This window comes from Burkholderia stabilis (assembly GCF_001742165.1).
GTDB lineage: Bacteria > Pseudomonadota > Gammaproteobacteria > Burkholderiales > Burkholderiaceae > Burkholderia > Burkholderia stabilis.
Genome location: NZ_CP016443.1, coordinates 979,667 through 1,003,727, shown reverse-complemented (window position 1 = coordinate 1,003,727; position 24,061 = coordinate 979,667). Strand labels below are relative to the sequence as shown.

Here is a 24,061-nt window from a genome sequence, read left to right as displayed (position 1 = left end):
CGATGCATGGAGTCGAAGAACGTTCCGGAGATGGCCGAGCTGTTGCGCGATGCGCCGAAGAACTGGGGCAAGTGGGGGCCGGACGACGAAGTCGGTTCGCTTAACTACCTGACCGAGACGGAGGTGCTGCGCGGCGTTGCGGCCGTGCGTTCCGGCAAGACCTTTACGCTGCAGATCCAGATGGGGAATCCGAAGGGCGATCCGGTCTGGCCGGGCCGCTCCCAGGCATGCCGCATGAATGTGATGGACAAGGGCCACTACATGTGCGGCAAGGGGCCGCTGTTTCCCGGGCTCCTCGAATATGCGGACGACATGATGATCATGTATCTGCAAGGTTCCACGCAGTACGACGCCCTGGGGCACGTCTGGTACGGCGACCAGATCTGGAATGGCTACGACGCGAAATCGACGATCGGCGGCCTCGCGAAGGCGAGCGTATTGCCGATCGCGGAGCGCGGCGTCGTCGGGCGCGGCGTGCTGATCGACATCGCCCGGCATCGCGGCAAGGCCGTGCTCGATCCGGGGGAGACCTTCACGCATCGCGATCTGCTCGAGGCTGCCGAAGCGCAGCGCGTGACGATCGACAAGCGCGACGTCCTCGTGATCCGCACCGGCTGGATCGGCTCGTTCTACGAGCGCGACAAGAACGAGTTCTACAAGAATTTCATCGAACCCGGCCTGACCTACAGCCCGGCGCTCGTCGAATGGTTCCAGCGGATGGAGATCCCGAACCTCGTCACGGATACGATCGCGAACGAAGTGACCATCGATCCGGAATCGGGCGTCGCGCTGCCGCTGCATAACGCGCTGATGCGCAACCTCGGCGTCACACTGACCGAGATCGCGCAGCTCGACCCGCTCGCGGCCGACTGTGCGGAAGACGGGCAATGGTCGTTCCTCTACACGGCGGCGCCGCTCAAGGTCGTCAGCGGAAGCGGCGCGCCGGTCAATCCGGTGGTCATCAAGTAGGTCGTTTCAACTCCGGTCCGACCGCGTCCGCGCTTGCAAGCGCCGGGCGCGCAGTGCAATTCCGGCGGCGCGCGCACGTGATGCCGCGCCGTCCATTCCTGGAGTGTCCATGACGCCCTATGACAAGAAGCCCTGGCTCGCGAACTATGCGGCCGGCCATCCGGCGACGATCGCGCCGGTATCGACCGACGCGCTCGGTATGTTCCGAGCGGCGGTCGCACGAGCGCCTGAGCGTGCCGCGATATTGTATTTCGACGGCGTGCTGACCTACGCCGAACTCGATGCGGAATCGGATGCCCTTGCCAGCGCGTGGCGCGAGCGCGGCTGCGTATCCGGCGACCGCGTGGCGCTGTACCTGCAGAACGTGCCGCAGTTCGTGATCGCGCTTGTCGCCGCGTGGAAGCTCGGGATGATCGCGGTGTCGATCAATCCGATGAACCGCTCACGCGAGCTGCGCGTATTGCTCGCGGATTCGGGCGCGCGAATGCTGATCTGTCACGAGTCGCTTTATGCGGACGTCGTACGCCCGTTTCTCGACGAGGAAGCCCGGGCCGCCGCGCGAGGCGAGCCGGCGGTGCAGCCAGCCGTGATGACCACGAGCGAACTCGAATACCAGAGCCGAAACGATGCACGACTCTTTGCCGGCACGCGACGGCAGCCGGCGGATGACGTGGAGGATCTGTCGACGACGATTGCCGCCTATCGCGGACATCGACCGCCACCCGTCACGCTCGGGCCGGCGGATGTCGCGATGCTCGTGTACACGTCCGGCACCACCGGCGTACCGAAGGGTGCGATGAACACGCACGGCAACATTGCATTCAACGCGCAGGTGTACCGTGACTGGATGGAGCTGCGGGAAGGCGGTCCGATCCTCGGCGTCGCGCCGCTGTTTCACATCACCGGACTGGTTGGGCATATCGGCGCGGCGTTGATCGGTGCGGCACCGCTGATTCTTGCGTGCCGTTTCGAGCCGGGTGTCATCCTCGATGCGATCCGCGAGCATCGCGCCGAATTCACGATCGGCTCGATCACGGCGTTCATTGCGTTGATGAACCATCCGCACGCAACGCGCGAGCATCTGGTGTCGATGCGACACATCTACTCCGGCGGTGCCCCGATTCCGCCGAGCGTCATCGATGCGTTTCTCGAGCGCTTCGGCCACTACATTTACAACGGCTACGGGTTGACCGAGACGAACTCGCCCACGCACTGCGTGCCGCTCGGTCGCGATGCACCGGTCGATCCGTCGACCGGGACGCTCGCCGTCGGCGTACCGGTATTCAACGTGGAGTCGTACATCGGCGACGAGGCCGGCCGCCCGCTGCCGTCGGGCGAGATCGGCGAGATCATTTCGCGCGGGCCGATGGTCGTGCCGGGCTACTGGAACAAGCCGGCCGAGAGTGCGAAATCGATTGTCGACGGATACTTCCGGACCGGCGACGTCGGGTTCATGGACGAGCAAGGCTGGTTCTATCTCGTCGATCGCAAAAAGGACATGATCAACGCGGGCGGCTACAAGGTCTGGCCGCGCGAAGTCGAGGACGTTCTGTATTCGCATCCGGCGGTACGCGAGGCCGCGGTCGTCGGCGTCGCTGACAGTTACCGGGGAGAAACCGTCAAGGCCGTCGTGAGCCTGAAACCGAATGCCGAAATCTCGCCCGATGCGCTGATCGCATACTGCAAGGAACGGATGGCGGCGTACAAGTACCCGCGCATCGTCGAGATCATCGACGAACTGCCGAAGACCTTGACCGGGAAGATCCTGAGGCGCGAGCTGCGCGGGTAAGCGAGCGTCGGCCGACGTGGCAGGTGGCGCACCGCGTCACGGGTGCGTCGCCGTGCCCGCACGAACGGACTCGAATACCTCGCCCAGTTGCCGACGCAACCAGATATTCGCGGGATCGGCGTCGGAATTCGCGTGCCAGTAAAGATAGGTATCGATCGATGCGTCGAACGGGCATTCGAGCATCTGGTTGCCGTACATCTCGTTGAGCAGCCGCGCGTACCGCTCCGGCATGGTGAGCAGCAGGTCGGTCTGGTCGACGACGCGGCAGGCGGCGAAGTAGCGGACGCATCGCAGGCGGACGCGGCGTTCGGCGCCGAGTTTGACGAGTGCGGCATCTTCGACGCCGCCGCCGCGTTGCCGGCTCGTCACGAGCACGTGCTCTTCGGCGAGGTAGGTGCCGAGGTCGAGGCGTTGACCGACGCGCGGGTGATTGCGCCGGCACAGCACGACGTACCGGTCGGTCGATAGTTTGGTACTGCGCACGGATTGCGGGTGAGGCAGCAGGACGTCGATGACGGCATCGAGCGCGCCGGTGAGCAGGTCCGCTTCGATCGCGCGCCGGTCGTGTTGTACGGCGGCAATGTCGATCGACGGCGCGTGATTCGCGACGTATTGCGCGATGGGCGGCAATACCACCGGTTCCTGTGCGTTGAGAATGCCGATCGTGAAGCGCCTGATCGTCGACGCGACATCGAACCGGCTGGCTTCATGCAGCGTGCATTCGAGCGTATGCAGGCCATTGCGCACACGCGCAATGATCGCTCTCGTCAACGGGGTGGGCATCATTGCATTGCCGTGACGCTCGAACAGCGGGTCGCCGAGCAGTTCGCGCAGCCGGTTCAGCGCATGACTGACCGCCGATTGACTGAGATTGAGCTGCTGCGCCGCGCGCGTGATGCTCTGCTGGGCGTAGATGCGTTCAAACACCACGAGCAGATTCAGGTCGGTCCGGAAAATGTTCATGACATCGGGAATGAAGGGAGGGCGCAGCGGTAGCGGCGATTCGTCAGAAATACCGCGTGAAGACGCGGTTTTGCCACCCCCCGGACGGGGGGCAGCGCGCATAGCGCCGCTCATCCTGATATCGCGCATGTACGCCAGCCCCGATTCTCGGTCGTCGCCGGGAACCGTCGGTGTTTCCCCGGGGTGCATGCGAACGCACCGATGCCCCCCACCAGAGGGGGCTGCTATTCGGGAATCGCGGAAATAAGCTCAGTCGTCCCGGCGATCACGGAGCGCATGTTCACCGGGATAAAGAGCTGAATGAAATTTTATGGATAACGAATCTATTGACGAGGTGAGGGGTCGCAAGGCGATCCTGATTCCCGGAATGGACGACGGAGGAGGCATATGACGTTGAATGCAAGCGCAGTTTCACGCATCCGGGAGCATGCGAAGTTTCGTGAGCTGGTCGACGAACGCGCACGCCTGGGCCGGGTGCTGATGGTGATCGTGCTGGGCGCGTATTTCGGGCTGATCGCGCTGGTCGCATTGCGGCCTGACCTGTTGAGCAGCCCGGCCTGGACGGGAAGTGTCACGACGGTCGGCGTGATATTCGCGGTTGTCGTGATCGTCGCCGGATGGGGGTTCACGTGGCTCTACGTCCGCGTCGCGAATGATCGGTTCGAAAGACTGACCGACGAATTGCTTGGCGAGGTGCAGCAATGAAATCGATCGCACGCGTTTCGACCGCGGCAGTCGCGCTTGCCGCCGCGCCGGGCGGCCCGGCCTGGGCGAGCCCAGTCGTGGAGGCGGGGGCGCGGCAGCCACTCAATCTTGCCGCCATCGCAATGTTCATGGTGTTCGTCTGCATGACGCTGGGCATCACCTACTGGGCGGCGCGCCGCACCAGGACGGTGAACGACTTCCTGACCGCCGGCGGCGGAATCAGCGGGCTTCAGAATGGCCTCGCGGTCGCCGGTGACTACATGTCCGCCGCGACGTTGCTCGGCGTCGTGAGCCTCGTCTACGCGAAGGGTTACGATGGCCTGCTTTATGTCGTCGGCTTCTTCGTGGGATGGCCCGTGATGTTGTTCCTCATGGCCGAGCGGCTGCGCAATCTCGGCCGGTTCACGTTCGTCGACATCATCGCCTACCGGCTCGATCCGGTCAGCACGCGCTGGATGGGGGTGGTCAGTTCGTTGACGGTCGTGTTCTTCTATCTCGTCGTTCAGATGGTCGGGGCGGGGGAGCTCGTTCAACTGCTGTTCGGCATCGACTACACCTATGCGGTCGTCGGCGTCGGGTGTCTCATGATCGTCTACGTGACCTTCGGCGGGATGATCGCGACGACGTGGGTTCAGATCATCAAGGCCGTACTGCTGATGTTCGGCGGCACCGTGCTGACGCTGTTGGCGCTCGGTCACTTCGGTTTCAGCTTCGAACGGCTTGCGCGGTCCGCAATCTCGGTGCACAAGGCGGGGAACTCGCTGATGCAACCGGGCCGCCTGTTCTCGGACCCCGTTTCGGCCATCTCGATGTCGCTCGCGACGGTGTTCGGACTCTCCGGTCTGCCGCACGTCCTGATGCGCTTCTTTACCGTTCCGAATGCGCGAGAAGCCAGGAAAAGCGTATTCGTTGCCAGTACGTGCATCGGCTTCATGTTCATCGCGATGTTCGTCATCGGTCTCGCAAGCGTCGTGATCGTCGGCACCGACCCGCAGTTCTTCGAGGGCGGACGCGTGGGCGGCGTGCTGCGCGGCGGGAGCAATATGGTGGCGATGCATCTCGCCAACGCGACGGGCGGCAGCCTGTTCCTCGGCTTCCTCGCGGCGGTGACGTTCGCCACCATCCTGGCCGTGGTGTCGGGCCTGGTGCTGGCGGGCGCGTCGGCCGTATCGCACGACCTCTATGCGAGCGTGCTGTGCAAGGGGCGGGCGAGCGGGGCATCGGAGATTCGCGTCACGCGGTGGACGACACTGGCGATCGGCGTCGTGGCCGTCGCGCTTGGCCTCCTGTTCAAGGGGCAGAATCTCGCTTTTCTCGTTGCACTGGCGTTCAACGTTGCCGCTTCGGCGAATTTTCCGCCGCTCGTGCTTTCGATGTACTGGAAGGGATTGACGAGTCGCGGCGCCGTTTGCGGCGGCATCGTCGGGCTCGTATCGTCGGTCTCGCTGGTCATTCTGTCGCCGGCGGTGTGGAAATCGGTGTTGGGACATCCGGCTGCCGTGTTCCCTTACGATCATCCGGCGTTGTTTACGATGCCGTTGGCGTTCCTGGCGAGTTACGTGTTGTCGATACTCGATCGCAGTTCGAAGGCCAACGCGGAACGGCGCGCGTTCGATGCCCAGTTCGTACGCGCTCAGACCGGGCTCGGAGCCGAGCAGGCGGTCGAGCATTGACCGGAACGTGCGGCCATGCCCGACGCATCGAGGATGCACCAGTCAGTGTGCGCGGAATGGTGCTGATGCGCGGTCATCGGGCATCGGACTCCGGTGCGGGTAACGGCGAGTCGGGTGCCGCGAGCGCGCTGTGCATGAAGTGCAGACTACCGAGCACGGTTTGAAGATGGGGCACCGCCGGCCCGGCCGCATCGGTGGTCTGCATCGTTCGTTGCAGGGTGGCGATTGCAGCCTGCACCGCGCGCGTGGCGGCGGCGCGGGCCGTCGGTGTCGGCGTCTCGAACAAGAGCCCGATCGCGCGGCATGCGGACGCGCAATCGTCGAGCCACGCCGGTGTGGCGTCCGGGCCGCGCCGTGCTGCCTCGATGGCCATCGCACCGCGCAGGTCGACGACGGCTGAGCCGATCTCGAGGACGGACAGAAACCATTCGACGGACTCGCCGTTGGCCACCGGGTCGTCACGCGAGATCGACCGGACCTGATACATGAGGTCACGCGTGCGGCTTTCGAAGCGCGCGCGCAGCGTCGCGGCCGAGTCGGTGCAGGCGAACACGACTTGCCCGCGCAGGTCGGCGAGCAGGTGTTTGCGCAGCTCGCGCATCGTCGGCGGCAGGAACAATTCGAACGCGACCGACGCCATCAGCATGGACAGGACCAGCGCGATCGCATCGTTCATGAAGGACGTCGGATCGTAGGCGACGACATTGTCGGGGCCGGTCAGGAAGCAGAAATAGATGCAGTATCCGACGCCGTAGCCTGCCAGCGACGGGCGCGTCGTCATCCAGCATCCCAATGCGAGCGGCGGAGCGAGGACCACGCACAGCAGCGGGAAGCCGTCGATGACCGGGTAGGCGACGAACATGACGATCAGCCCGATGACGGACGCGAACGCCGTGCCGATCGCCATCTGAAACGCGGTGCGTGACGGGCGCGCAGAGGAGGCGACCAGTGCGCAGATTGCGCCGCCGTTCAGCACGAGCAGGGCGCCCGACGGCCATGCGGTCGCGATCCAGAACGTGCTCAGCACGAGTGTCAGCAGCATTGCGCGGACGCCGGCGACGGCCGCGATGAGCGGATTGGTGCGCGGTTCGTATGGCGTCGCCCACTGTTCGCGCTCGTGAGCGATTGCACTCAGCGACAGATAGGTTTGCGCATAGGCGATATAGCTGTCCAGGAATCGGTCGAGCAGGTCGACCGCCGTGTCGAAGTCGAGCGCGCTCGCGCGGCTGCCGAGCCGGTTTCGCGCCAGGCGTGCGCGGTCGGGCAACGCCGTGCGGCAGTGTTCGAGGGTGTCGGCCAGCGATTGGACGAGTGCGTCGATATCGTCGGCGTGCGTCGCATCCTGCCATTCGAGCCGGATCGGCGCCGCGATACCGGCCATCAGCGCTTCGATCTCCGTCAGCACGACATCGGCGCGTGCCGCCCGCAGTCGGGCGATCAGCTGACTCAATGCGTGCAAGCGCGTCGATGCTGCCATGCGCTCCGCATTGAGGCGAGTCAGGCGGCCGTTTCGCAAGCGCGTGTCGGGGCCTTCGAAAACCGCGACACTGCGTGCGGCTTCCGCGTTGACGGTTTCGTCGACGATGCGCACGCTCAGCGCCTCGAGAAACGACCGGTCGATGCGGCCCGACAGGATCGACAGCACATCGTCCGTGAACTCGGTGAACCGCGCCCGGTTCACGCGGCTGATCTGTTTGCTGACATGCTGCGGAAAGACGAGCGCGCTGACCGCGCCCGAACTCAGGATGCCGATCGTCACTTCCGTTACACGCGTCATCGCCGAAAGAAAGGCCGCGTCCGGATGTTGCCATGACGGGATGCCGATGAGCGCGGCCGTGTAGCCGGCGAGCACGAAACCATAGGTCCGGAAGTTGCGGTTTCGCGCGGCGCCTGCCGTGCAAATGCCGATCCAGAGCGCGGTTGCGCCGAGGAAGAGCTCCGGCGCCTGCCCGAACAGGCCGATCAGCACCAGCATGGCGAGCAGGCCCACGATCGTGCCGCAGATCCGATACAGGCTTTTGGCGAGCACCATGCCGCTTTGCGGCTGCATCAGCACGAAGACCGTCGTCATCGCCGTGCGCGGCATCGGGAGTTCGAGCTTCATCGCCACACCGAGCGCCAGCAGCGCGGCGAGAATGGTCTTGAAGACGTACAGCCAGGTGACGCCGCTCGTGCCGGCCCAGTGGCGGGCGGCGTCGATGATGGCGATACCTGTTTTGGTATCCGAAATATAGGACGTGATTCTGAACGGCGACGAAGACATGATGTAGGTGGCGCGTGATGCGGGAGCGCGGCGACAGGACGAACGTGATTGTATTTTCCGGAGACGCGCTGGAGTATTGCGCGTGGTGTTAAACGCTTTTTCCGGATCAGGATCGACGTCGTCGCGCGGTGAACGGGTGCGATGGCCGAGCATGCCGCTCGCCGCGCGTGGCCCGTTCGACGAAGCGACAGGAGTGGACCGGCGAGCCGTGCGCCTGCATCGCGATCCCTGCCTCCGGCGGCCGGACGGCCGCTTTTCCGCGCGTTGCGTTCGTGCGCAAGACCGGCGGCGAACCGGGCGTTCGCCGCCGGTGCGGAGGCTGCTGCGCGGGTCAGTTGCGCGTCAGCATGTTCAACAGCGCCTGGGCGGCCGGTTCGGACGACGCCGGATTCTGGCCGGTGATCAACAGGCCGTCGACGACCACGTACGGTTGCCAGTCATCGGTTTTCGAATAGCGACCACCCTTCGACTTGAGTTCGTCCTCGACGAGAAACGGCACGATGTTCGTCAACCCGACCGCCTCCTCTTCCGAGTTCGAGAAGCCGGTGATGTTCTTGCCGGAGACGAGCGGCTTGCCGTCCGTCCCCTTGGCATGCCGCAGCACGCCCGGTGCGTGGCAGACGACTGCGACCGGCTTGCCCTGTGCGATGGCCTGCTCGATCAACGAGATCGACCGAGCGTCTTCCGCGAGATCCCAGAGGGGGCCGTGGCCGCCCGGATAGAACACCGCGTCGAACCCGTCGACGGCAACCTCGGACAGTTTTTGCGTGGCCGCGAGCGCGGCCCGCGCGTCTGCATCTGCTTCGAAGCGGCGCGTGGCGTCGGTCTGAAACGCGGGGTCCGCGCTTTTCGGATCGAGCGGCGGCTGGCCGCCGGCCGGCGACGCAAGCGTGATGTCCGCGCCTGCGTCTTTCAGCGTGAAGTAGGGGGCGGCGAATTCCTCGAGCCAGAAGCCGGTTTTCTCGCCGGTCGAGCCGAGGGTGTCGTGGGAGGTCAGGACGAAGAGAAGTTTCATGATGTCGATGGATGAAGATGAATGATGGATGCGCGAATTCGCTTTACGCAGCGATTTCGGCGACGCGCACGACTACCTTGCCGAAGTTCTTTCCCGCGAGCAGACCGATGAGCGCTTCCGGTGCCTTTTCCAGGCCGTCGGTGACGTCCTCGCGCGGCGTGATCTCGCCGGCCTTTACCCAGCCGCCCATTTCGGCCAGGAACGCCTGATAGCCGGTCGCATAGTGATCGAGGATGATGAAGCCCTCCAGGCGGATCCGTTTCTTCAGGAGCGTGTCGGTCAGGAGCGGCAGCCGGTCGGGGCCGGGTGCCGGTTCGCTATCGTTGTATTGCGAGATCAGGCCGCAGAGCGGCACGCGTGCGCCGACGTTGAGGAGCGGCAGCACGGCGTCGAAAATCGCACCGCCGACGTTCTCGAAGTAGACGTCGATGCCGTCGGGGCAGGCTTGCGCGAGCTGCCGGGCAAGATCGGGCGCCCGCCGATCGAGGCACACGTCGAAGCCGAGCGTCCCGGTGACGTACCGGCATTTCTCCGCGTCTCCCGCAATGCCGACGACGCGGCAGCCTTTCAGTTTCGCGATCTGGCCGACGACGGCGCCGACCGCCCCGCTCGCCGCCGCGACGACGACCGTTTCGCCCGGTTTCGGTTGCCCGATCTGCAGCAGGCCCGTATAGGCGGTGAAGCCCGGCATGCCAAGCACGCCGAGTGCGTGGGACGGGTGTTCGAGATCCGTGCCGAGCGGCATGAGATCCGTGCCGTCGGAGCACGTGTAGTCCTGCCAGCCGCTTTCGCCCAGCACCAGTTCGCCAACCGCAAATGCGGGATGCTTCGAGGCAATGACGCGGCTGACGGTGCCGCCAACCATCGTGTCGCCGAGCGCAACCGGCGGCGCGTAGGACGGCGCGTCGCTCATGCGCCACCGCATGTACGGATCGAGCGACAGGTAAAGCGTCTGCAGCAGGACTTCGCCTTCGGCGGGCGTCGGTACTGCCGTGGTTTCGAGCCGGAAGTTGTGTGCTGCCGGCGCGCCGACGGGGCGGCCGGCCAGGACGACCCGGCGATTGACGGATGGGGACTGCGGCATGGGTAACCTCTGTGTGACGGTGTCGCCGCCCGGAACGTGCAGGGTGGCGGCGGGTTTTTCGCGTGACGGTCGTGATGCGCGGGACGACGTGCCATGGCATGTCGCATACGAAAAGTAGACCAGTCGTCTAGGGCTTGGACACTTGCAGGCAACGTCGCAGGTCATGGCCTGCAGGGATGCGCCGGGTCGCGTCATTCATCGCATGAATGCGAGGGCCGACCAACAGGTCGAACCGTGAGGCGGATCATACGATCGAGTAGACCAGTCGTCTAGAGCGTGTGCCGTGCGATTTCGCGCTCCGTGAGCTGCCCTGCGTGTGATCGACGAGGCGCGCCGGGCAACGGCGAACCGGGCATCCGTTCGTCGCAAAGGCCGTCCCATAAGGCGCTCGCCGGGATCGGCCGTGCCGGTAAACGACGGCGTGCGGCCGCGTCCGAACCTCGGCAGCGAGGCGGGCCGCCTCCCCATTCGGGGGGCACGTCGGCTGCGTGAAACGCCGTAAGGTAGTCGGCAAGGTAGCCGTCCGGGTCGGTCCGGCCGGCGCAATCATCGTGTCGCGAACGGGAGGCAGCATGACCAGAACGGTGTTGATAACCGGTGCGGGGTCCGGATTCGGGCGAGGGGTCGCGTTCGCGCTTGCCGAACGCGGGCATCGCGTGATCGCGTGTGGCCAGATCTGGCCGCAGGTCTGGGCGCTGCGGCAGGAGGCCAAGGCGCGCGGTGTGGACATGCAGGTCATCAAGTTCGATGTGACAAACGAAATCGATCGTGCGCATGCATTGCCGCACGACGTCGATGTCCTGCTGAACAACGCGGCCATCATGGAATCCGGCCCGCTTGTGGAGATTCCGATATCCGTGTTTCGCTCGGTGTTCGAAACGAACGTCTTTGCGGCGCTCGAAGTCGCGCAGGGATTCGCGCGCAGGATGGTCGTGCGCGGGCATGGCCGGATCGTCTGGATGTCGTCGGTCGCGGGACTCGTCAAGGTGCCGTTCGACGGCGCCTACGCCGCGTCGAAGCATGCCGTCGAAGGCATCTGCTCGGCGATGGAGGAGGAGCTGAAGCCCTATGGCGTCGAAGTCGTGACGATCAATCCCGGCGCCTATCGCACCGGCTTCAACGACACCGGCATGGAAAGCATGGATCAATGGTGGGACCAGGGCGAGCGCGTGGTCGCTCACTGGCCGACGCGCGAACTGAATCGGCAACACGATCCCGCTGAAATGATCGACGCCATCGTCACGGTGATCGAGGCGGAGGCGCCGTCGTATCGTACCGTCAAGCCCGAGTCCGCCGGGCAGCTCGTGCGCGACGAGCAGGCTGCCGCATGGGAACGCACCGTAGGCGGCAAGCGGTGAGCGGCGCGAACGAACGCAACCGCCGGCGAGCGTGTCCGCCATGTAGGGATGCATGTTGCCGGCGGCCCTGAAAGCGCGGTGCGTCTAGACGAAGCGGAGCAGCGAGATCGTGATCGTCAGTGTCACCGCCGACAGGATGCTCGACGCGACCAACGTCGCGCCCGCGGTCGGATCGTCGATGTCGTAGCCGAGGCCGAACAGGATGCCGAAGGAGCCGCATGGTATCGCCGCCAGCAGCACGAGTTGCCCGGCCATCGGTGCCGGCACGGAGAAGAGGCGGACGCAGAACCATGCGAGCAGCGGCTGCACGATGTGGCCGAGCAACAGCGCAACACCGACCTCCGCGTTCAGCCGGATCGGCAGGGTGGCAAGGATGAGGCCGGTGGAGAACAACGCGAGGCCCGCCGTCGTTCCGCCGATGATGCCCAGCGATTGGGCGATCAGCGTCGGCAGGCGCCATCCGAGAACGGAGAAGGCAATCCCCCCGAGCGGCGCCAGGACAACCGGCTTCAGGAAGGTACTGAGCAGCGCGCCGGCGAGCGGTTGCGCATCCGGCTGGCGCGCGTGTTGGGCGCCGCGGGCGCGCTCGAGCAGAATCAGGCACGCAGGAGACATCACGATCGATGCGACGGTGATCGCGAACGCGACCGTCAATGTGCTCGACTCGCCGTACACGGCGACGAGAAGCGGCAGGCCGACGGCTGCAAAGTTCGGCATGCCAACCGTCACCGCACGCACGGCGGAACGACTCGGATCAACATGAAAGACATGCTTCGACAAGACGAGCGACGCGAAATACGGCACGAGCATGAAGATCACGATGACGGCCACGGGAACCAGATGGCTCACCAGTTCCGCGCGCGGCATCTTCGCGGTATAGACGAACAGCGCGAATGGCAGCGCATAGTCGACCAGCATCTTGTTGATCGACACGACGGGCATGTTTCCGGCATGAGTTCTTCCGGCGAAATAGCCCATTGCGATCGAAAAGAAAAACGGTACCAATGCGGACGATATTTGTTCAGTCATTGCAGCTCCAGAGCAGGTCGCCGGGCACTGTGCCGGTATCCGGCACCGTCACCCGCATGCTGACCAGGCGATCTCGACGCGGCGAAACGAATCGGCCCGCGAGTCGCAGCGTTGCCGCCAACATGAACGCCTTGCGGGTTTTTTTCACCCCCCCGTAGTGGGGGTAGAGCGGTCGGCTCGACAGCGCTATCGTTGGCTCATCGTGACGACGGGCCGAAGCAATGCAGGCTGGCCGGTTCGTACCGAGCGGGTGCGGTGACGTTGTTCGATTCCGCAGCGAGGCCGTGCAGCATGAAACAGCCCGATCGTCTCGCAACGACCGTCACCTGCCGGTCCGATCCCGCCTGGACAACATTGCCAGGACGTCATGCCGAAGCGCGCGTGAAGTCGTCGACGATGACATCGCTCAACCGGACGCGTTCGCCTTTCCACGCGAGCCGGCAGCAGGGCAGCGCATGTGCGCGCTGCCTACCCGGAATGTCCGGCCCGGGATCCATGCCGGCATCGTGTCAATTGCACTGCGCGACGGTTCGCGTTGCGCGGAGAAACCCGTCATGATTTTTGAAATTGCCCAGATCGACATACAGGAAAACGGCGAGCCGGGGTTTGAACGTGCGGTCGCCGAAGCGAAACCGCTCATCGAACGCGCACCCGGTTGCCATGGCTTGCATTTGTATCGCGGTATCGAGCAACCGTCGCGCTATCGCCTGATGGTGCAATGGGAAAGCGTCGAGCTGCACGACGCCTTTCGCCAGACAGCCGATTTTCAGCGCTGGCGCGAACTGGCCGGACCCTTCTTCGTGGCCCCGCCGTCAGTCGAGCACGTGCGCGAAGTCTGACGAGCCTGCGCATGACGCGCGGTGCACCGCCGCATCCGTGCGGCGTGCCCGGCCGGCATCGCCGGCACCATCGGTTTTTGCAAGGAGAGAGAGGCCGTGAGGTTCTCCACGATCAGCACGCAGATTCAACTGGCGAGGCGGCCGAACGGTCAGCCCGTTTCGGACGATTTCCAGACGGTCGCGGTGCCGCTTCCGGCGTTGGCGGACGGCGAGATTCGCGTGCGAAACGAATACATTTCGGTCGATCCGTACATGCGCGGCCGAATGGACGACCGGCCGTCGTATGTCGAGCCGTTCAAGCTGCATGAAACGATGACCGGCGCCGCGGTCGGCCGTGTGACCGACAGCGCGTCGAGCGCATTCGCCCCCGGCGATCTCGTGCTGCACCGATACGGCTGGCGCGACATCGCCCAAGGCGCGGCGGAAGAATTCACCCGCGCTCCGGACATGCCGGACCTGCCGAGCAGCGTTCATCTCGGCGTCATGGGCGCAACGGGCATGACGGCGTATGTCGGGCTGCTCGTGGTGGCACGCATGCGCGAGGATGACGTCGTGTTCGTTTCCGCCGCAGCGGGCGCGGTCGGCTCGCTCGCGGGGCAGATCGCGCGGCTGAAAGGCGCTGCGCACGTGATCGGCTCGGCAGGGAGCGACGAGAAAGTTGCCGTGATTCGCGAACGCTACGGATACGATGCGGCGTTCAATTACCGGCGCGCGCCGGTGCTCGAGCAACTGGCGGCCGCGGCACCCGCAGGTATCGACGTCTATTTCGACAACGTCGGCGGCGATCATCTCGAGGCGGCCTTGTCGACGTTCAATTACGGCGGACGCGCGGCGATCTGCGGTGCCATTTCGCAGTACGACCGCGTCGGTGCATTGCCCGGGCCGCGGTTCATGGAAAACATCGTCTATCGCAGCCTGACGTTGACGGGCTTCCTGCTGCACGACTATCGGCAGGACCGGGATGCGTTCGTCGACGAGATGGCGGCGTGGCTGAGGGGCGGGCAGATCGTGCATGACGAAACGATCGTCGACGGTGTCTCGCGCGCGCCGGAGGCCTTTATCGGGCTGATGAACGGGACCAACACCGGCAAGATGCTGGTCAGGATCACGTGACCGATTGAACACGCGCGATCGACCCGGCTCCGGGTTCGATCGCGCCGGCTTGCGAGTGGGACATGCCTGATGCGACTTCACGACTGGACGACGGGCTGCGCGTGGGTTCCGCCCGCGAGTTCGCGGGTGCCCAGGTGACGGTGCTGGAATACGACGGAAGCGTGCTGGTGGTGCGTTGGGTCGAGCCCGGCGTCCGGCATTTCGGCGAGCAGCGCTGGCGGCGTGTCATCGCTTCCCGCCGCGGCATCTGCGTACTGACGCATTTGCCCATCTTCCCCGGCGACGCGGTGTTTCGTCCGGCGGAGCGGCCGAGACCCACCAACGCCCGCGCGATGATCCTCGCGAACGATACGCTGGGCATGCAGCCTGCCTGAACCCTGCCTGAACGCGTGCCGGCGCGCGCAGCGCCGGCACGACCGGATCACGATTGCGCGACGGTATTCCTGAGTACGCCGATCCCTTCGATCTCGACCTCGCACACATCGCCGACGCGCATCCAGAGCTGCGGATTGCGTGCCATGCCGATGCCCGACGGCGTGCCGGTCGCGATGACGTCGCCGGGCTCGAGCGTCATGACTTCACTGATGGTGGCGATCAGCGCAGCGATGTCGAAGATCATGTCGTTCGTGTTGGCTTCCTGCACGACGACACCGTTGAGCCGGGTCTGAAGCTTGAGACCGTCCGCGCCCGGCGGCAATTCGCCGGCGGTCACCAGCTCGGGGCCCAGTGCGCCCGTATTGTCGAAATTCTTTCCGACCGTCCATTGTGGTGTCTTGAACTGATAGTCCCGCAGGGTCGCGTCGTTGAAGATCGTATAGCCGGCCACATGGTTCAACGCGTCGCTTCGCGCGATGCGTCGGCCGCCGCGGCCGATGATGACCGCCAGCTCGCCTTCGTAATCGAGCTGATCCGACTCCGTCGGCATGCGTATTGCGGCGCCGTGCGCGGTCAGGCTGCTGCGAAAGCGCGCGAAGAGCGTCGGATACGACGGCACCTCGTATCCGGCCTCTTGCGAGTGCTCGACGTAGTTGAGCCCGACGCAGATGATCTTCGCCGGCCGCGTCACGGGCGGGAGCAGCGTGCAGTCGGCCAGGTCGAGCGGCCGTCCGGCCAACTGGAGGCGCTGGCTTGCCTGCGCCAGCGCGGAAGGACCGCCGGAGACGACGGTGTCGAGATCGCCGGGGTAGTCGGGATCGCTACGCGTCAGTCCGAGATAATGGCCGTCGCCGGACCGGATGGCGAGGCCGGTGACGCCGTCGCGGACGAAGCTGATGAATCGCATGATGGTTTTCCGATAATCAAGTGAAACAGGCCGGAAGGCGCGAGGCCGGGCCGCGCGGTCCTTCGGTCGCGTGCGGGAGGGTGAGTCCCGCGTGATACGGGCAGCCGCCCGATGTCATTTGCCGGTCGAACCGGGGGCGCCGTCGTCGGTCACTTCGTTCGTGACGGCCGCCCGAATCCGCTTCAATTGCGCCGGATCGACCTGTCGCCGGACTTTCTCGACGTCGGATGCGCTCACCTTGCCGGCACGATTGCCCCAGCTGTCGCGTACGAACGTCGCGAGTTCGGCGACCTGCATGTCCGAGAGCCGCCAGCCGAATGCGGGCATGGCCAGCGGCGCCGGATCGGTTCGGGTCGACGGCATCCGCGAGCCGGTCAGGATCACGTGAATGACCGACGACGGATCGTCGGACGTGACCACCGCGTTGCCCGCCAGCGCGGGAAACGCCTTCATCGCGCCGCTGCCGTCCGAGCGATGGCACGCATTGCAGTTGTCGAGGTACAGCAAGGCGCCGCCGGTCGGCGTGACGCCCGAGCGCAACGCGAAAGCCGTATCGGACTTGACGGGAGGTGCCGCCGACGTCGGCGGTGCGCGACCGGGGCCGAGGCTGCGGAGGTAATCGGCAACCGCTGCCAGGTCGGCGTCGCTGAAATACTGCGTGCTGTTCTCCACGACTTCGGACATGCCGCCGAACGTGGCGCCGCCGTGTGATCGTCCGGTTCGCAGAAGCTGGACGATGCTGTCCCGTGTGAGCTCGCCGGCGCCGTTTCCGTGCCCGGGGCGCAGGTCGGGCGCATGCCAGCCCGCGAGCGTGTAACCGCTCAGGTACAGATCCGATCCGCGTGCGTCCAGCGCCTTCTCCTGGCCCATCAGGCCGTGAGGCGTATGACATGCGCCGCAGTGCGCAAGCCCTTGAACGAGATAGGCGCCGCGGTTCCATGCTGCGTTTTGCGTCGGGTCCTCGCGATAGGCGCCACTTGGGCGAAACAGGAGATTCCATCCCGTGAGCATCACGCGCAGGTTGAACGGAAAGTGGAGCCGCGTCTCCGTATTCGGCTGGCCGATCGGACGGACGCCGTGCATGAAGTACGCATAGAGTGCGCGGGTATCGGTGTCGCTGACCTTCGAGAAGGACGGGTACGGCATGGCGGGGTAGAGCAGGTGCCCGTCCTTCGCCACGCCTTTGCGCATCGCGGCCGCGAAATCGTCGTAGCTGTAGCTGCCGATCCCGTGCTTGATGTCTGGCGTGATGTTCGTCGAATAGATCGTGCCGAACGGCGTGTTCATCGGCAGCCCGCCGGCGAACGGCTGGTCGCGCCGCGATGTATGGCACGCCACGCAATCGCCGACGCGCGCCAGATAGGCGCCGCGCGCGATCTGGTCGGCATCCTGCGCGTTCGCGTCGGCCGGTTGCAGCCACGTGGCCAGCGTGGCGAAGGTAAATAGCAGACCGAACGAGATGCCGGCCAGTTTCTTGCATCGCTCACCCATTGCATTTCCTATGTCGGTAGCAGTGGACCGGGATTCTTCAGGTACTGCTCGCGGATCGCGCGCGCCGCGAAGTACGCTTGCGCGCCGACCATGCCTGTCGGGTTGTAGGCCCAGTTTTGCGGAAACGCGCATGCGCCCGTCACGAATACGTTGTGCACGTCCCACGATTGCAGGTACTTGTTCACGACGCTCGTGTCCGGCCGATCGCCACAGACTGCGCCGCCGGTCGTATGCGTGGTCTGGTACGGCCGCATGTCGAAGTGATCGCCGATCTTCCCGGCGTGGACCGACATCGATTTCGGCTTCATCGCACGCGCGACCTGCTCGGCCTTGTCGGTGACGAAACGCGTCATGCGCATCTCGTTGTCGTGCCAGTCGAATGTCATGCGCAGCAGCGGGAGGCCGTATGCGTCGCGATAGGTCGGATCGAGATCCAGGTAGTTCGTGCGATACGACATGACCGAACCCGCCGTACCGATGGAAAACGAATGCAGGTAGTTGTCCTTGAGCGCCTTCTTCCAGGCGGAGCCCCATTTGGGCGTGCCTTCCGGCAACAGGGTCTGGCCGATCGGGCGGCCGCCGGTGACCATCGCGCTGATATAGGCGCCGCCGACGAACCCCGCTGCGGAATGATCGAAATGATCCGCATTGAAGTCGTCGAATGCCTGGCCCCCGGAGCCGGCGCCGATGAACGGATCGATGTGGACATCCTTGTCGAAGAACAGCGAGACCGCGCTGTTCTTCTGATAGGCGAAGTTCCTGCCGACGGTTCCCTTTCCCGTCGCCGGGTCGTACGGCGTTCCGATCCCGGACAGCAACAGCAGGCGCACGTTGTGCATCTGGAATGCGCAAAGCACGACGATGCGCGCCGGCTGGAACACTTCCCGGCCCTGCGCATCGAGATAGGTCACGCCGGTGGCGCGCTTGCCGGACGAATCGAGTTGCACGCGCGTCACATGGGATCGGTCGCGCAACTCGAAGTTGGGTTTGGCCAGTAACGCCGGCAGGATGCAGGCTTGCGGCGATGCCTTCGCATACATGTAGCAGCCGAAGCCTTCGCAATAACCGCAGAAGTTGCACGGGCCGAGCTGCATCCCGTACGGATTCTGATAGGCGATCGACGCATTGGACGCGGGAATCGGAAATGAATGGAATCCGGCTTCGCTGGCCGCACGCTTGAACAGGGTCGCCGGATAATTGTCGGCGAGTGGCGGGCACGGATAGTCGCGCCGGCGCATGGCCTCGAATGGATTGCCGCCGTCGACGATCTTGCCGTGAAGATTGCCTGCCTTGCCCGACGTGCCCATCACGGCTTCGATACGTTCGAAGAACGGTTCGAGTTCGTCCAACGAATAAGGCCAGTCCTGGATCGTCATGTCATCGGGAATGAACCCGGCGCCATATCGCTGCGCGTAGTGCGAGCGGATCTTGAGGTCGGCCGCATTGGCGCGCCAGGTCGTGCCGTTCCAGTGCACGCCCGAGCCGCCCACCCCGGTACCCAGCAGGAATGCGCCGAGCTGCCGGTAGGGCAATGCGTCCTCGTTCGGCGCATGCCGGATCGTGACCGTCTCGCGCGCAAGATTCTGCATCAGCTTGCGCCGCTGGATGTAAGCGAGTTCGTCGGCGATGGCCGGGTACGCGAACTCGGGGCTCGTATCCCGATTTTCGCCGCGCTCGAGGCCGACGACGGTCAGGCCGGCCTCGGCCAGCTCCATCCCCATGATCGCCCCTGTCCAACCCATCCCGACGAGGACGGCATCCACTTCCGGTTTCGTGATTTGCGGCATATGCATCTCAACCCTGTTGACCTTCGATGCTGACGGGGCCGTACGGGTAGCGCTTGCCGGTCCCGACCCAGTCGAGGAAGTCCGCCCTGGCCCCCGGAAAGCCGATCATCTTCCAGCTGCCCATCTCCTTGTTGCCGCCGTGGATCGGGTCCGACAGATAGCCTTCACGGGTGTTCTCCAGCAGGAACGCGAAGAAATCCGTCGAGGAGAGATCGTCGAACGCCATCGCGCCGGACTCCAGGCGTGCGAGCACGCCGGTTTGTTCCGCAACGGCGAGTTCGGCAAAGCGCCTGCCTGCGAATTCGCGCATGCATCGCGCGTTCGTCGCCTGGATGCCCGCTCGGTACAGCTCGCGAGGCGTGAGCCTCGACTGATAACCGAACAGCGGGGAGGCGGCACGAAACGGACCCTGCATATACCAGTGCGCCGCATAGCCGTAACCGGTTTCCAGTTGCCTGTCGATGAAGATGGGTACGTTCAGCTCCAGCGCGCCTGGCCCTTCGTTGTCGTGCGGGATCAGGCGATCCACCGCCGCGAGTACGAAGTGCCATTCTTCGAGCGTGAAGAACGCCGGACGGTAGTTGTCGAGCCGGACGCCGCCGTCGGCGTTTTGGGTTGCCGTCGGCGCCGGCGATGCGTCGTCGCCCGAATGGCACGCCCCTATCGCGACGGCGGCGGGCACGATGGCGACGCGTTTGAGGAAGACGCGCCGGCCGGACTCGGGCGCCGGCTTGTCGTCGGGTGACTGGGTTTTGCTCATGGATGCGTTTCAGACCATTCCGTGGTGTCGTCCCGTGCGCGGCCGCTTCGGTCTGCTGACCATGCAGCGACGGCGTGTCGGTGCGCTCTTCAACCGGCATGCGTGGCGCGAATGCTCCTGAATGGAGATGCGCGTCGGACCATGCGTCGAAGGGTGCGTGCAACGAACAGTACCGACGGCCCGGCGCGATGGCAGCCCCCTGTTCGGGGAGGGCGCGCGGAATTGAGCATTTCCGGGTGGCTGCGCACGGTCGATCCGGACGCCCCCCCACTTAGGGAGGATTCTTGCAGAGCCACCGACGGTACGAGGATCATGACGTTGGCGACGTTTGTTTCTTCAAACTGACGAATTCCGCTCAACGATGCCGGATTGCTGGCGCAGTCACTGCCATCCGCAGTGCCAGGGGAAACCGCTGCACCAGCGAATTGCAATTGCGTTACTCGACTCCGCCGCGAATCGCGAGCCGCGCGTGGCTCGGCGAGGCGAGATGAAACCCACCAAGGAGTCTGCCATGTCGACTTTCTCAAGACGTTCGTTCGTCCAGTCAATCGGTGCTGCAACACTCGCGCCCGGCGTGCTGCTCGCGTCGGCAGAGGGCGGCGCTGCGCCCGAAAAATCCGCTCCACCGCAGGGGGGCGGCGCGAACTATGCCGATTACAAGCATATCCAGGTTACCCAGGACAGCGGCGTCGCCACCGTGACGCTGAACTATCCGCCGCTCAACCTGCTCGACGAGGTCCTGTCGGAGGAGTTCGATTCGTTGACCCGCCAACTGGAACAGGATGCGAGCGTACGTGTCGTCGTGCTGCAGAGCGCCGTGCCGAAGTTCTTCATTGCGCATTCGGGCCTGCACCGTGTCGGCTCGGCGCCGAAAACGACTTCGAATACCCGCACCTTCCGCCTGACCCAGATGCTGGGCGAGCGCCTGCGCAACATGCCCAAGGCCGTGATCGCGAAGGTCGAAGGGATCGCCCGGGGGGCGGCTGCGAGATCGCGCTGGCCGCAGACATGTGTTTTGCCGCGATCGGCGAAGCCGTGTTCGGTCAGCCGGAGGTCGTCTGCGGACTCGTCCCCGGTGGCGGCAACACCCAGCGCCTGCCGCGGCGAATGGGGCGCGCCCGCGCCCTCGAGGTGCTGCTGGCCGGGGAAGATTTCTCTGCCGAGCTGGCCGATCACTACGGCTATATCAATCGTGCACTGCCGGCCAGGGAACTGGGCCCGTTCGTGGACAAGCTCGCACGCCGCATCGCAACCTTCCCGCCCACGACGATTGCCCACCTCAAGCGGTCCGTGGACATGGGGTCCGACGTCTCCTTCTCCGAAGGCTTGCTGGTGGAAGCGCATGAATCCGATCTTTGCGTCGCCAACGAAGCGATACAGGCGCGCGTGAAGGCGATACTCGCTGCAGGTGCCGAGACCTATGAAGGGGAGCTTCGCTTTCCCGATCTCTCCGCGAAGCTGCCGCCTGCTGATTGAGCGGTGCACGCCGGTATGAGCGGCCGGTCGTGACCGATCCTTGCCGAGCGATGGGGGGGGCAGGTCGAACGCATTGGCGTGACGAGATCGAGATTGCTCGTGCGTGTGACCTGCTTCCCGTGTCGGGTCCGGCAACCGTGTCGATTCGGTTCCGGTCAAGGCATGCCAATGAAGAAGCGATTCAGCGAAGATGCATCGATGCGCCAACGCTATACCGCCCATGCCGACCGGCCTGGGAAGCCGTTTCAACCCGCGCGTGAACGTAACAACGTTCGAGCGTCACGCCGCCACCACCGGCCGCGGCACGCACCGATCAAAGGCTGTCCAGGAACGCCTGCGTGACCGCGACCCACGGCCCGTTTCCGTCATTGTTCGCGTCGTATTCGACGGCAGGGTTCTGGCCGCCCCAGATGATCGCGCCGGACGCGGTCGTGCTCCGGATCGTGTTCAGCACGCTTTGCCAGGTCGCAGCGGGAATCAGGGTGGTGTTCTGATCGTAGTACTGCGGCCAGATGTACGGAAACACCGGATGGGGCCCCGTGCTGCTCTGGCGGTCGATCGTTCCCGTCGATGCGAGGTCGGCATTGAGCTGCGGCGCCCAGGCCGCGCCCGTATACGGCGACGTACCGTTCGCCTTGACGTATTCGCTCGGGAAGTACGCCGTCCGGCCGTTGTTGAGATCCATCAACTGAGCAATGTCGCGATACGCGCTGGCCGAGTCCGCCGTGCTGATGTTGGCCGCATTCGCGAGCCCGTACCATCCGAGCACGCGATTGGGGCGAATGGCCTGGGTCCATTGCTGGAGTTGCTTGAGGATCGCGAACCGGTTGGCGATCGTCGCCGTGCTGCCGGTCAGGTACAGCTTTTCGCAGTCGAGAACGAGATAGCCGGCCGAGTCGGCCGGCGTCGGGTCGTACGTGTTGACCAGCGCCTCCCAGTCGCTTTGGGACGGAAGCTTGACCTTGCCCGTCGACGCATCGTATGTGAGCGGCTGGCAGTAGCGGGCCGGGATGAAATTGGTCTTGACCGCACCGTGTCCGATGGAGACGTCGGCGTATGACGTGTTGTCCAGCACCGTAAACGAGGTCGCGGCATCGACCCTGGGTGGATGAACGGCCGCGAGCGCGCTCAGCGCCGCCGTGCCGACACCTGCCACGACCCACAGACGCTGGCGAATTGACGTGGATTGCATCATTGAACTCCTGGTTGGAAAAAAGGAGAAAAGGGCGCGTTTGAGCATGCGGCGCACGTGTCGCGCCGACCGGCGGCGCGGGCTAGAACATCGTCTCGATGCCCGCATAGACACCGGTTTGGCCGTGACCCGGCGCCGGGTTCGTGCCCCAGCCGGCGTTCATCGGCCCCAGCCCCGGGCTCTGCGGATTGACGCCGAAATTGGCATTGGCGCTGTTGAACACGTGCGCCGCCATGCTGTACAGGAACGTTCGCTTTGACAGGTCGTACATGCAGCCGATGCCGACCATCGTCACGCGCGACTCGCCGTCGTGATCGGCGGTCCATTTGCCGGGGCCGACCTTCATCGTGTAGGCCGCGCCCTGCAGGTGGAGAAACGGATTCACGTCGTACGTGAGGCCGGCCCACCAGAGATCGGCGGTGTCGGACAATCCTGCCGGCGTGTCCGGCGCGGAGTAGTGCGTGTACGCGGCCTGCACGCGAAACGGACCGAACCGGTCGCGCACGCCGACGAACAGCTCGCGCGAATAACTGAACAGGTTGTTTTCGATACCCTGCGCGTTGCGGATCTCGTCCCAGACCACGCGTACCTGGAAGTCGCCGTGCGTGTAGGCGCCGCTGATGCCGTCCGCGCGGCCGGCCTTGCCCGCGTTGCCTGGATCGCCGGCGTTGAAGTTCGTCGGGCTGTTGCCCAGGTTCAGTTCCGCATCGAACGAGAAGCCGTGCAGGTCGGGCGACAGGTAGCGGATGCCGTTGGAAAGGCGGGAGCCGTTCCGGTACGCGACGAACGATTGCGCGCCGAAGTTTTCTTCGAGCAGCGGGTCGTATTCCCACACGTAGTTGTTGAGCATGGGCCCCTGGCCGAACCGGATCGTGCCGTAGGTGTCGTTCTTCAAGCCGATCCAGGCCGCGCGCTGGAAGATCAGCCCCGCGACCAGCGAGCCGGTCGGCGTGAAGGCCGACTCGAGCCAGAACAGCGCGTGGTTCCCGTGCCCCAGGTCTTCCGTGCCCTTGAGGCCGATGATGTTGACGCCCCAGTCGCTGCCTTGCGACCAGCGCGACCCGGCGCCGTGCGGTGTCTGGACGCCGCTCGTGTACTGGACGTCGCCGCCCAGGCGTCCCCACAGAAGGACATTCGATTGCGCGTGCGCGAGCGTCGTGACGAAGAACGCGATCGCGAAAGCTGTTCCGCTTCTCATTTATTTAGCTATCCATATTTGATGGAGCGATAAAAAATCGGCCGCCCCCGGTGCGGCCGTGTGTCCGCCATGCCG

Annotated in this window: 19 protein-coding genes and 1 pseudogene; 9 read left to right on the top strand and 11 right to left on the bottom strand. The window is 64.9% G+C overall.

Annotation, left to right across the window (positions count from 1 at the left end):
- Window positions 1–6 precede the first annotated feature (6 nt).
- Both BBJ41_RS22515 and BBJ41_RS22510 read left to right on the top strand, forming a co-directional pair.
- The gene (locus BBJ41_RS22515; RefSeq protein WP_069748507.1) at window positions 7–969 is read left to right on the top strand and encodes a cyclase family protein; all 963 of its coding nucleotides are present in this window, start codon (window positions 7–9) and stop codon (window positions 967–969) included.
- Window positions 872–2,758 carry a class I adenylate-forming enzyme family protein gene (locus BBJ41_RS22510; RefSeq protein ID WP_236872129.1) on the top strand — a complete coding sequence of 629 codons (1,887 nt, stop codon included), beginning with the start codon at window positions 872–874 and terminating at the stop codon, window positions 2,756–2,758. Before BBJ41_RS22515 ends, BBJ41_RS22510 begins: the two co-directional genes overlap by 98 nt.
- Before the next feature lie 36 nt (window positions 2,759–2,794).
- Here the strand turns inward: BBJ41_RS22510 and BBJ41_RS22505 are convergent, their stop codons facing one another.
- Window positions 2,795–3,721 carry a LysR family transcriptional regulator gene (locus tag BBJ41_RS22505; RefSeq protein ID WP_069748505.1) on the bottom strand — a complete coding sequence of 309 codons (927 nt, stop codon included), beginning with the start codon at window positions 3,719–3,721 and terminating at the stop codon, window positions 2,795–2,797.
- Between the two features lie 387 nt (window positions 3,722–4,108).
- On the opposite strand from BBJ41_RS22505, the gene BBJ41_RS22500 reads away from it, so the two are divergent.
- Both BBJ41_RS22500 and actP read left to right on the top strand, forming a co-directional pair.
- A complete protein-coding gene (locus BBJ41_RS22500) occupies window positions 4,109–4,426 on the top strand; it encodes a DUF485 domain-containing protein (protein WP_069748504.1) in 318 nt (105 codons plus the stop codon).
- Window positions 4,423–6,099 carry a cation/acetate symporter ActP gene (actP, locus tag BBJ41_RS22495; protein WP_069748503.1) on the top strand — a complete coding sequence of 559 codons (1,677 nt, stop codon included), beginning with the start codon at window positions 4,423–4,425 and terminating at the stop codon, window positions 6,097–6,099. The genes BBJ41_RS22500 and actP overlap by 4 nt, the downstream gene beginning before the upstream one ends.
- 73 nt (window positions 6,100–6,172) lie before the next feature.
- On the opposite strand, the gene BBJ41_RS22490 is transcribed toward actP, so the two are convergent.
- The 3 genes from BBJ41_RS22490 to BBJ41_RS22480 form a co-directional block, all read right to left on the bottom strand.
- Complete coding sequence (locus BBJ41_RS22490) at window positions 6,173–8,362, bottom strand: FUSC family protein (protein WP_069748502.1); 2,190 nt, start codon at window positions 8,360–8,362, stop codon at window positions 6,173–6,175.
- A gap of 331 nt (window positions 8,363–8,693) precedes the next feature.
- A complete protein-coding gene (locus BBJ41_RS22485; RefSeq protein WP_069748501.1) occupies window positions 8,694–9,377 on the bottom strand; it encodes a type 1 glutamine amidotransferase domain-containing protein in 684 nt (227 codons plus the stop codon).
- 43 nt (window positions 9,378–9,420) lie between these two features.
- A complete protein-coding gene (locus tag BBJ41_RS22480) occupies window positions 9,421–10,461 on the bottom strand; it encodes an NADP-dependent oxidoreductase (protein WP_069748500.1) in 1,041 nt (346 codons plus the stop codon).
- 572 nt (window positions 10,462–11,033) lie between these two features.
- Here BBJ41_RS22480 and BBJ41_RS22475 point away from each other — a divergent pair.
- Window positions 11,034–11,819, top strand: a complete 786-nt coding sequence (locus tag BBJ41_RS22475) for an SDR family oxidoreductase (RefSeq protein ID WP_069748499.1) — start codon at window positions 11,034–11,036, stop codon at window positions 11,817–11,819.
- An 84-nt stretch (window positions 11,820–11,903) separates the two neighbouring features.
- Here the strand turns inward: BBJ41_RS22475 and BBJ41_RS22470 are convergent, their stop codons facing one another.
- Window positions 11,904–12,797: an AEC family transporter gene (locus tag BBJ41_RS22470; protein WP_236872147.1), complete on the bottom strand. Its 894-nt coding sequence runs from the start codon at window positions 12,795–12,797 to the stop codon at window positions 11,904–11,906.
- A gap of 335 nt (window positions 12,798–13,132) precedes the next feature.
- Here BBJ41_RS22470 and BBJ41_RS42125 point away from each other — a divergent pair, with 335 nt between their 5' ends.
- From BBJ41_RS42125 to BBJ41_RS22455, 3 genes are all read left to right on the top strand, one after another.
- A complete protein-coding gene (locus tag BBJ41_RS42125; protein ID WP_418222308.1) occupies window positions 13,133–13,687 on the top strand; it encodes an antibiotic biosynthesis monooxygenase family protein in 555 nt (184 codons plus the stop codon).
- Window positions 13,688–13,783: 96 nt separating this feature from the next.
- Window positions 13,784–14,800 (top strand): NADP-dependent oxidoreductase, encoded by a 1,017-nt coding sequence (locus BBJ41_RS22460; RefSeq protein WP_069748496.1) that lies wholly within the window; start codon window positions 13,784–13,786, stop codon window positions 14,798–14,800.
- A 62-nt stretch (window positions 14,801–14,862) separates the two neighbouring features.
- The gene (locus BBJ41_RS22455) at window positions 14,863–15,174 is read left to right on the top strand and encodes a DUF3331 domain-containing protein (RefSeq protein WP_083281943.1); all 312 of its coding nucleotides are present in this window, start codon (window positions 14,863–14,865) and stop codon (window positions 15,172–15,174) included.
- Between the two features lie 47 nt (window positions 15,175–15,221).
- Here BBJ41_RS22455 and BBJ41_RS22450 read toward each other — a convergent pair whose 3' ends face one another.
- The 4 genes from BBJ41_RS22450 to BBJ41_RS22435 form a co-directional block, all read right to left on the bottom strand.
- A complete protein-coding gene (locus BBJ41_RS22450; protein WP_069748495.1) occupies window positions 15,222–16,082 on the bottom strand; it encodes a fumarylacetoacetate hydrolase family protein in 861 nt (286 codons plus the stop codon).
- Between the two features lie 114 nt (window positions 16,083–16,196).
- Window positions 16,197–17,573: a c-type cytochrome gene (locus tag BBJ41_RS22445; protein WP_069748494.1), complete on the bottom strand. Its 1,377-nt coding sequence runs from the start codon at window positions 17,571–17,573 to the stop codon at window positions 16,197–16,199.
- 8 nt (window positions 17,574–17,581) lie between these two features.
- Window positions 17,582–19,360, bottom strand: coding sequence for a GMC family oxidoreductase (locus BBJ41_RS22440; RefSeq protein WP_069750320.1), 1,779 nt, complete (start codon window positions 19,358–19,360; stop codon window positions 17,582–17,584).
- 7 nt (window positions 19,361–19,367) lie between these two features.
- Complete coding sequence (locus BBJ41_RS22435; protein WP_069748493.1) at window positions 19,368–20,120, bottom strand: gluconate 2-dehydrogenase subunit 3 family protein; 753 nt, start codon at window positions 20,118–20,120, stop codon at window positions 19,368–19,370.
- A 361-nt stretch (window positions 20,121–20,481) separates the two neighbouring features.
- On the opposite strand from BBJ41_RS22435, the pseudogene BBJ41_RS42120 reads away from it, so the two are divergent.
- Window positions 20,482–21,596: pseudogene (locus BBJ41_RS42120) on the top strand (enoyl-CoA hydratase/isomerase family protein).
- Between the two features lie 313 nt (window positions 21,597–21,909).
- Here BBJ41_RS42120 and BBJ41_RS22425 read toward each other — a convergent pair.
- Both BBJ41_RS22425 and BBJ41_RS22420 read right to left on the bottom strand, forming a co-directional pair.
- On the bottom strand, window positions 21,910–22,788 hold the full coding sequence (locus tag BBJ41_RS22425) for a hypothetical protein (RefSeq protein ID WP_167362210.1): 879 nt from the start codon (window positions 22,786–22,788) through the stop codon (window positions 21,910–21,912).
- 82 nt (window positions 22,789–22,870) lie between these two features.
- Window positions 22,871–23,986 (bottom strand): porin, encoded by a 1,116-nt coding sequence (locus BBJ41_RS22420; protein WP_069748491.1) that lies wholly within the window; start codon window positions 23,984–23,986, stop codon window positions 22,871–22,873.
- Window positions 23,987–24,061 lie beyond the last annotated feature (75 nt).

What these genes read in the sequence shown, in the direction of transcription:
- BBJ41_RS22515 (WP_069748507.1), top strand. Translation starts at nt 7, where the DNA reads ATGGAGTCGAAGAACGTTCCGGAGATGGCCGAGCTGTTGCGCGATGCG.
- BBJ41_RS22505 (WP_069748505.1), bottom strand. Translation starts at nt 3,721, where the DNA reads ATGAACATTTTCCGGACCGACCTGAATCTGCTCGTGGTGTTTGAACGC.
- BBJ41_RS22500 (WP_069748504.1), top strand. Translation starts at nt 4,109, where the DNA reads ATGACGTTGAATGCAAGCGCAGTTTCACGCATCCGGGAGCATGCGAAG.
- actP (WP_069748503.1), top strand. Translation starts at nt 4,423, where the DNA reads ATGAAATCGATCGCACGCGTTTCGACCGCGGCAGTCGCGCTTGCCGCC.
- BBJ41_RS22490 (WP_069748502.1), bottom strand. Translation starts at nt 8,362, where the DNA reads ATGTCTTCGTCGCCGTTCAGAATCACGTCCTATATTTCGGATACCAAA.
- BBJ41_RS22485 (WP_069748501.1), bottom strand. Translation starts at nt 9,377, where the DNA reads ATGAAACTTCTCTTCGTCCTGACCTCCCACGACACCCTCGGCTCGACC.
- BBJ41_RS22480 (WP_069748500.1), bottom strand. Translation starts at nt 10,461, where the DNA reads ATGCCGCAGTCCCCATCCGTCAATCGCCGGGTCGTCCTGGCCGGCCGC.
- BBJ41_RS22475 (WP_069748499.1), top strand. Translation starts at nt 11,034, where the DNA reads ATGACCAGAACGGTGTTGATAACCGGTGCGGGGTCCGGATTCGGGCGA.
- BBJ41_RS22470 (WP_236872147.1), bottom strand. Translation starts at nt 12,797, where the DNA reads ATGGGCTATTTCGCCGGAAGAACTCATGCCGGAAACATGCCCGTCGTG.
- BBJ41_RS22455 (WP_083281943.1), top strand. Translation starts at nt 14,863, where the DNA reads ATGCCTGATGCGACTTCACGACTGGACGACGGGCTGCGCGTGGGTTCC.
- BBJ41_RS22450 (WP_069748495.1), bottom strand. Translation starts at nt 16,082, where the DNA reads ATGCGATTCATCAGCTTCGTCCGCGACGGCGTCACCGGCCTCGCCATC.
- BBJ41_RS22445 (WP_069748494.1), bottom strand. Translation starts at nt 17,573, where the DNA reads ATGGGTGAGCGATGCAAGAAACTGGCCGGCATCTCGTTCGGTCTGCTA.
- BBJ41_RS22440 (WP_069750320.1), bottom strand. Translation starts at nt 19,360, where the DNA reads ATGCCGCAAATCACGAAACCGGAAGTGGATGCCGTCCTCGTCGGGATG.
- BBJ41_RS22435 (WP_069748493.1), bottom strand. Translation starts at nt 20,120, where the DNA reads ATGAGCAAAACCCAGTCACCCGACGACAAGCCGGCGCCCGAGTCCGGC.
- BBJ41_RS22425 (WP_167362210.1), bottom strand. Translation starts at nt 22,788, where the DNA reads ATGCAATCCACGTCAATTCGCCAGCGTCTGTGGGTCGTGGCAGGTGTC.
- BBJ41_RS22420 (WP_069748491.1), bottom strand. Translation starts at nt 23,986, where the DNA reads ATGAGAAGCGGAACAGCTTTCGCGATCGCGTTCTTCGTCACGACGCTC.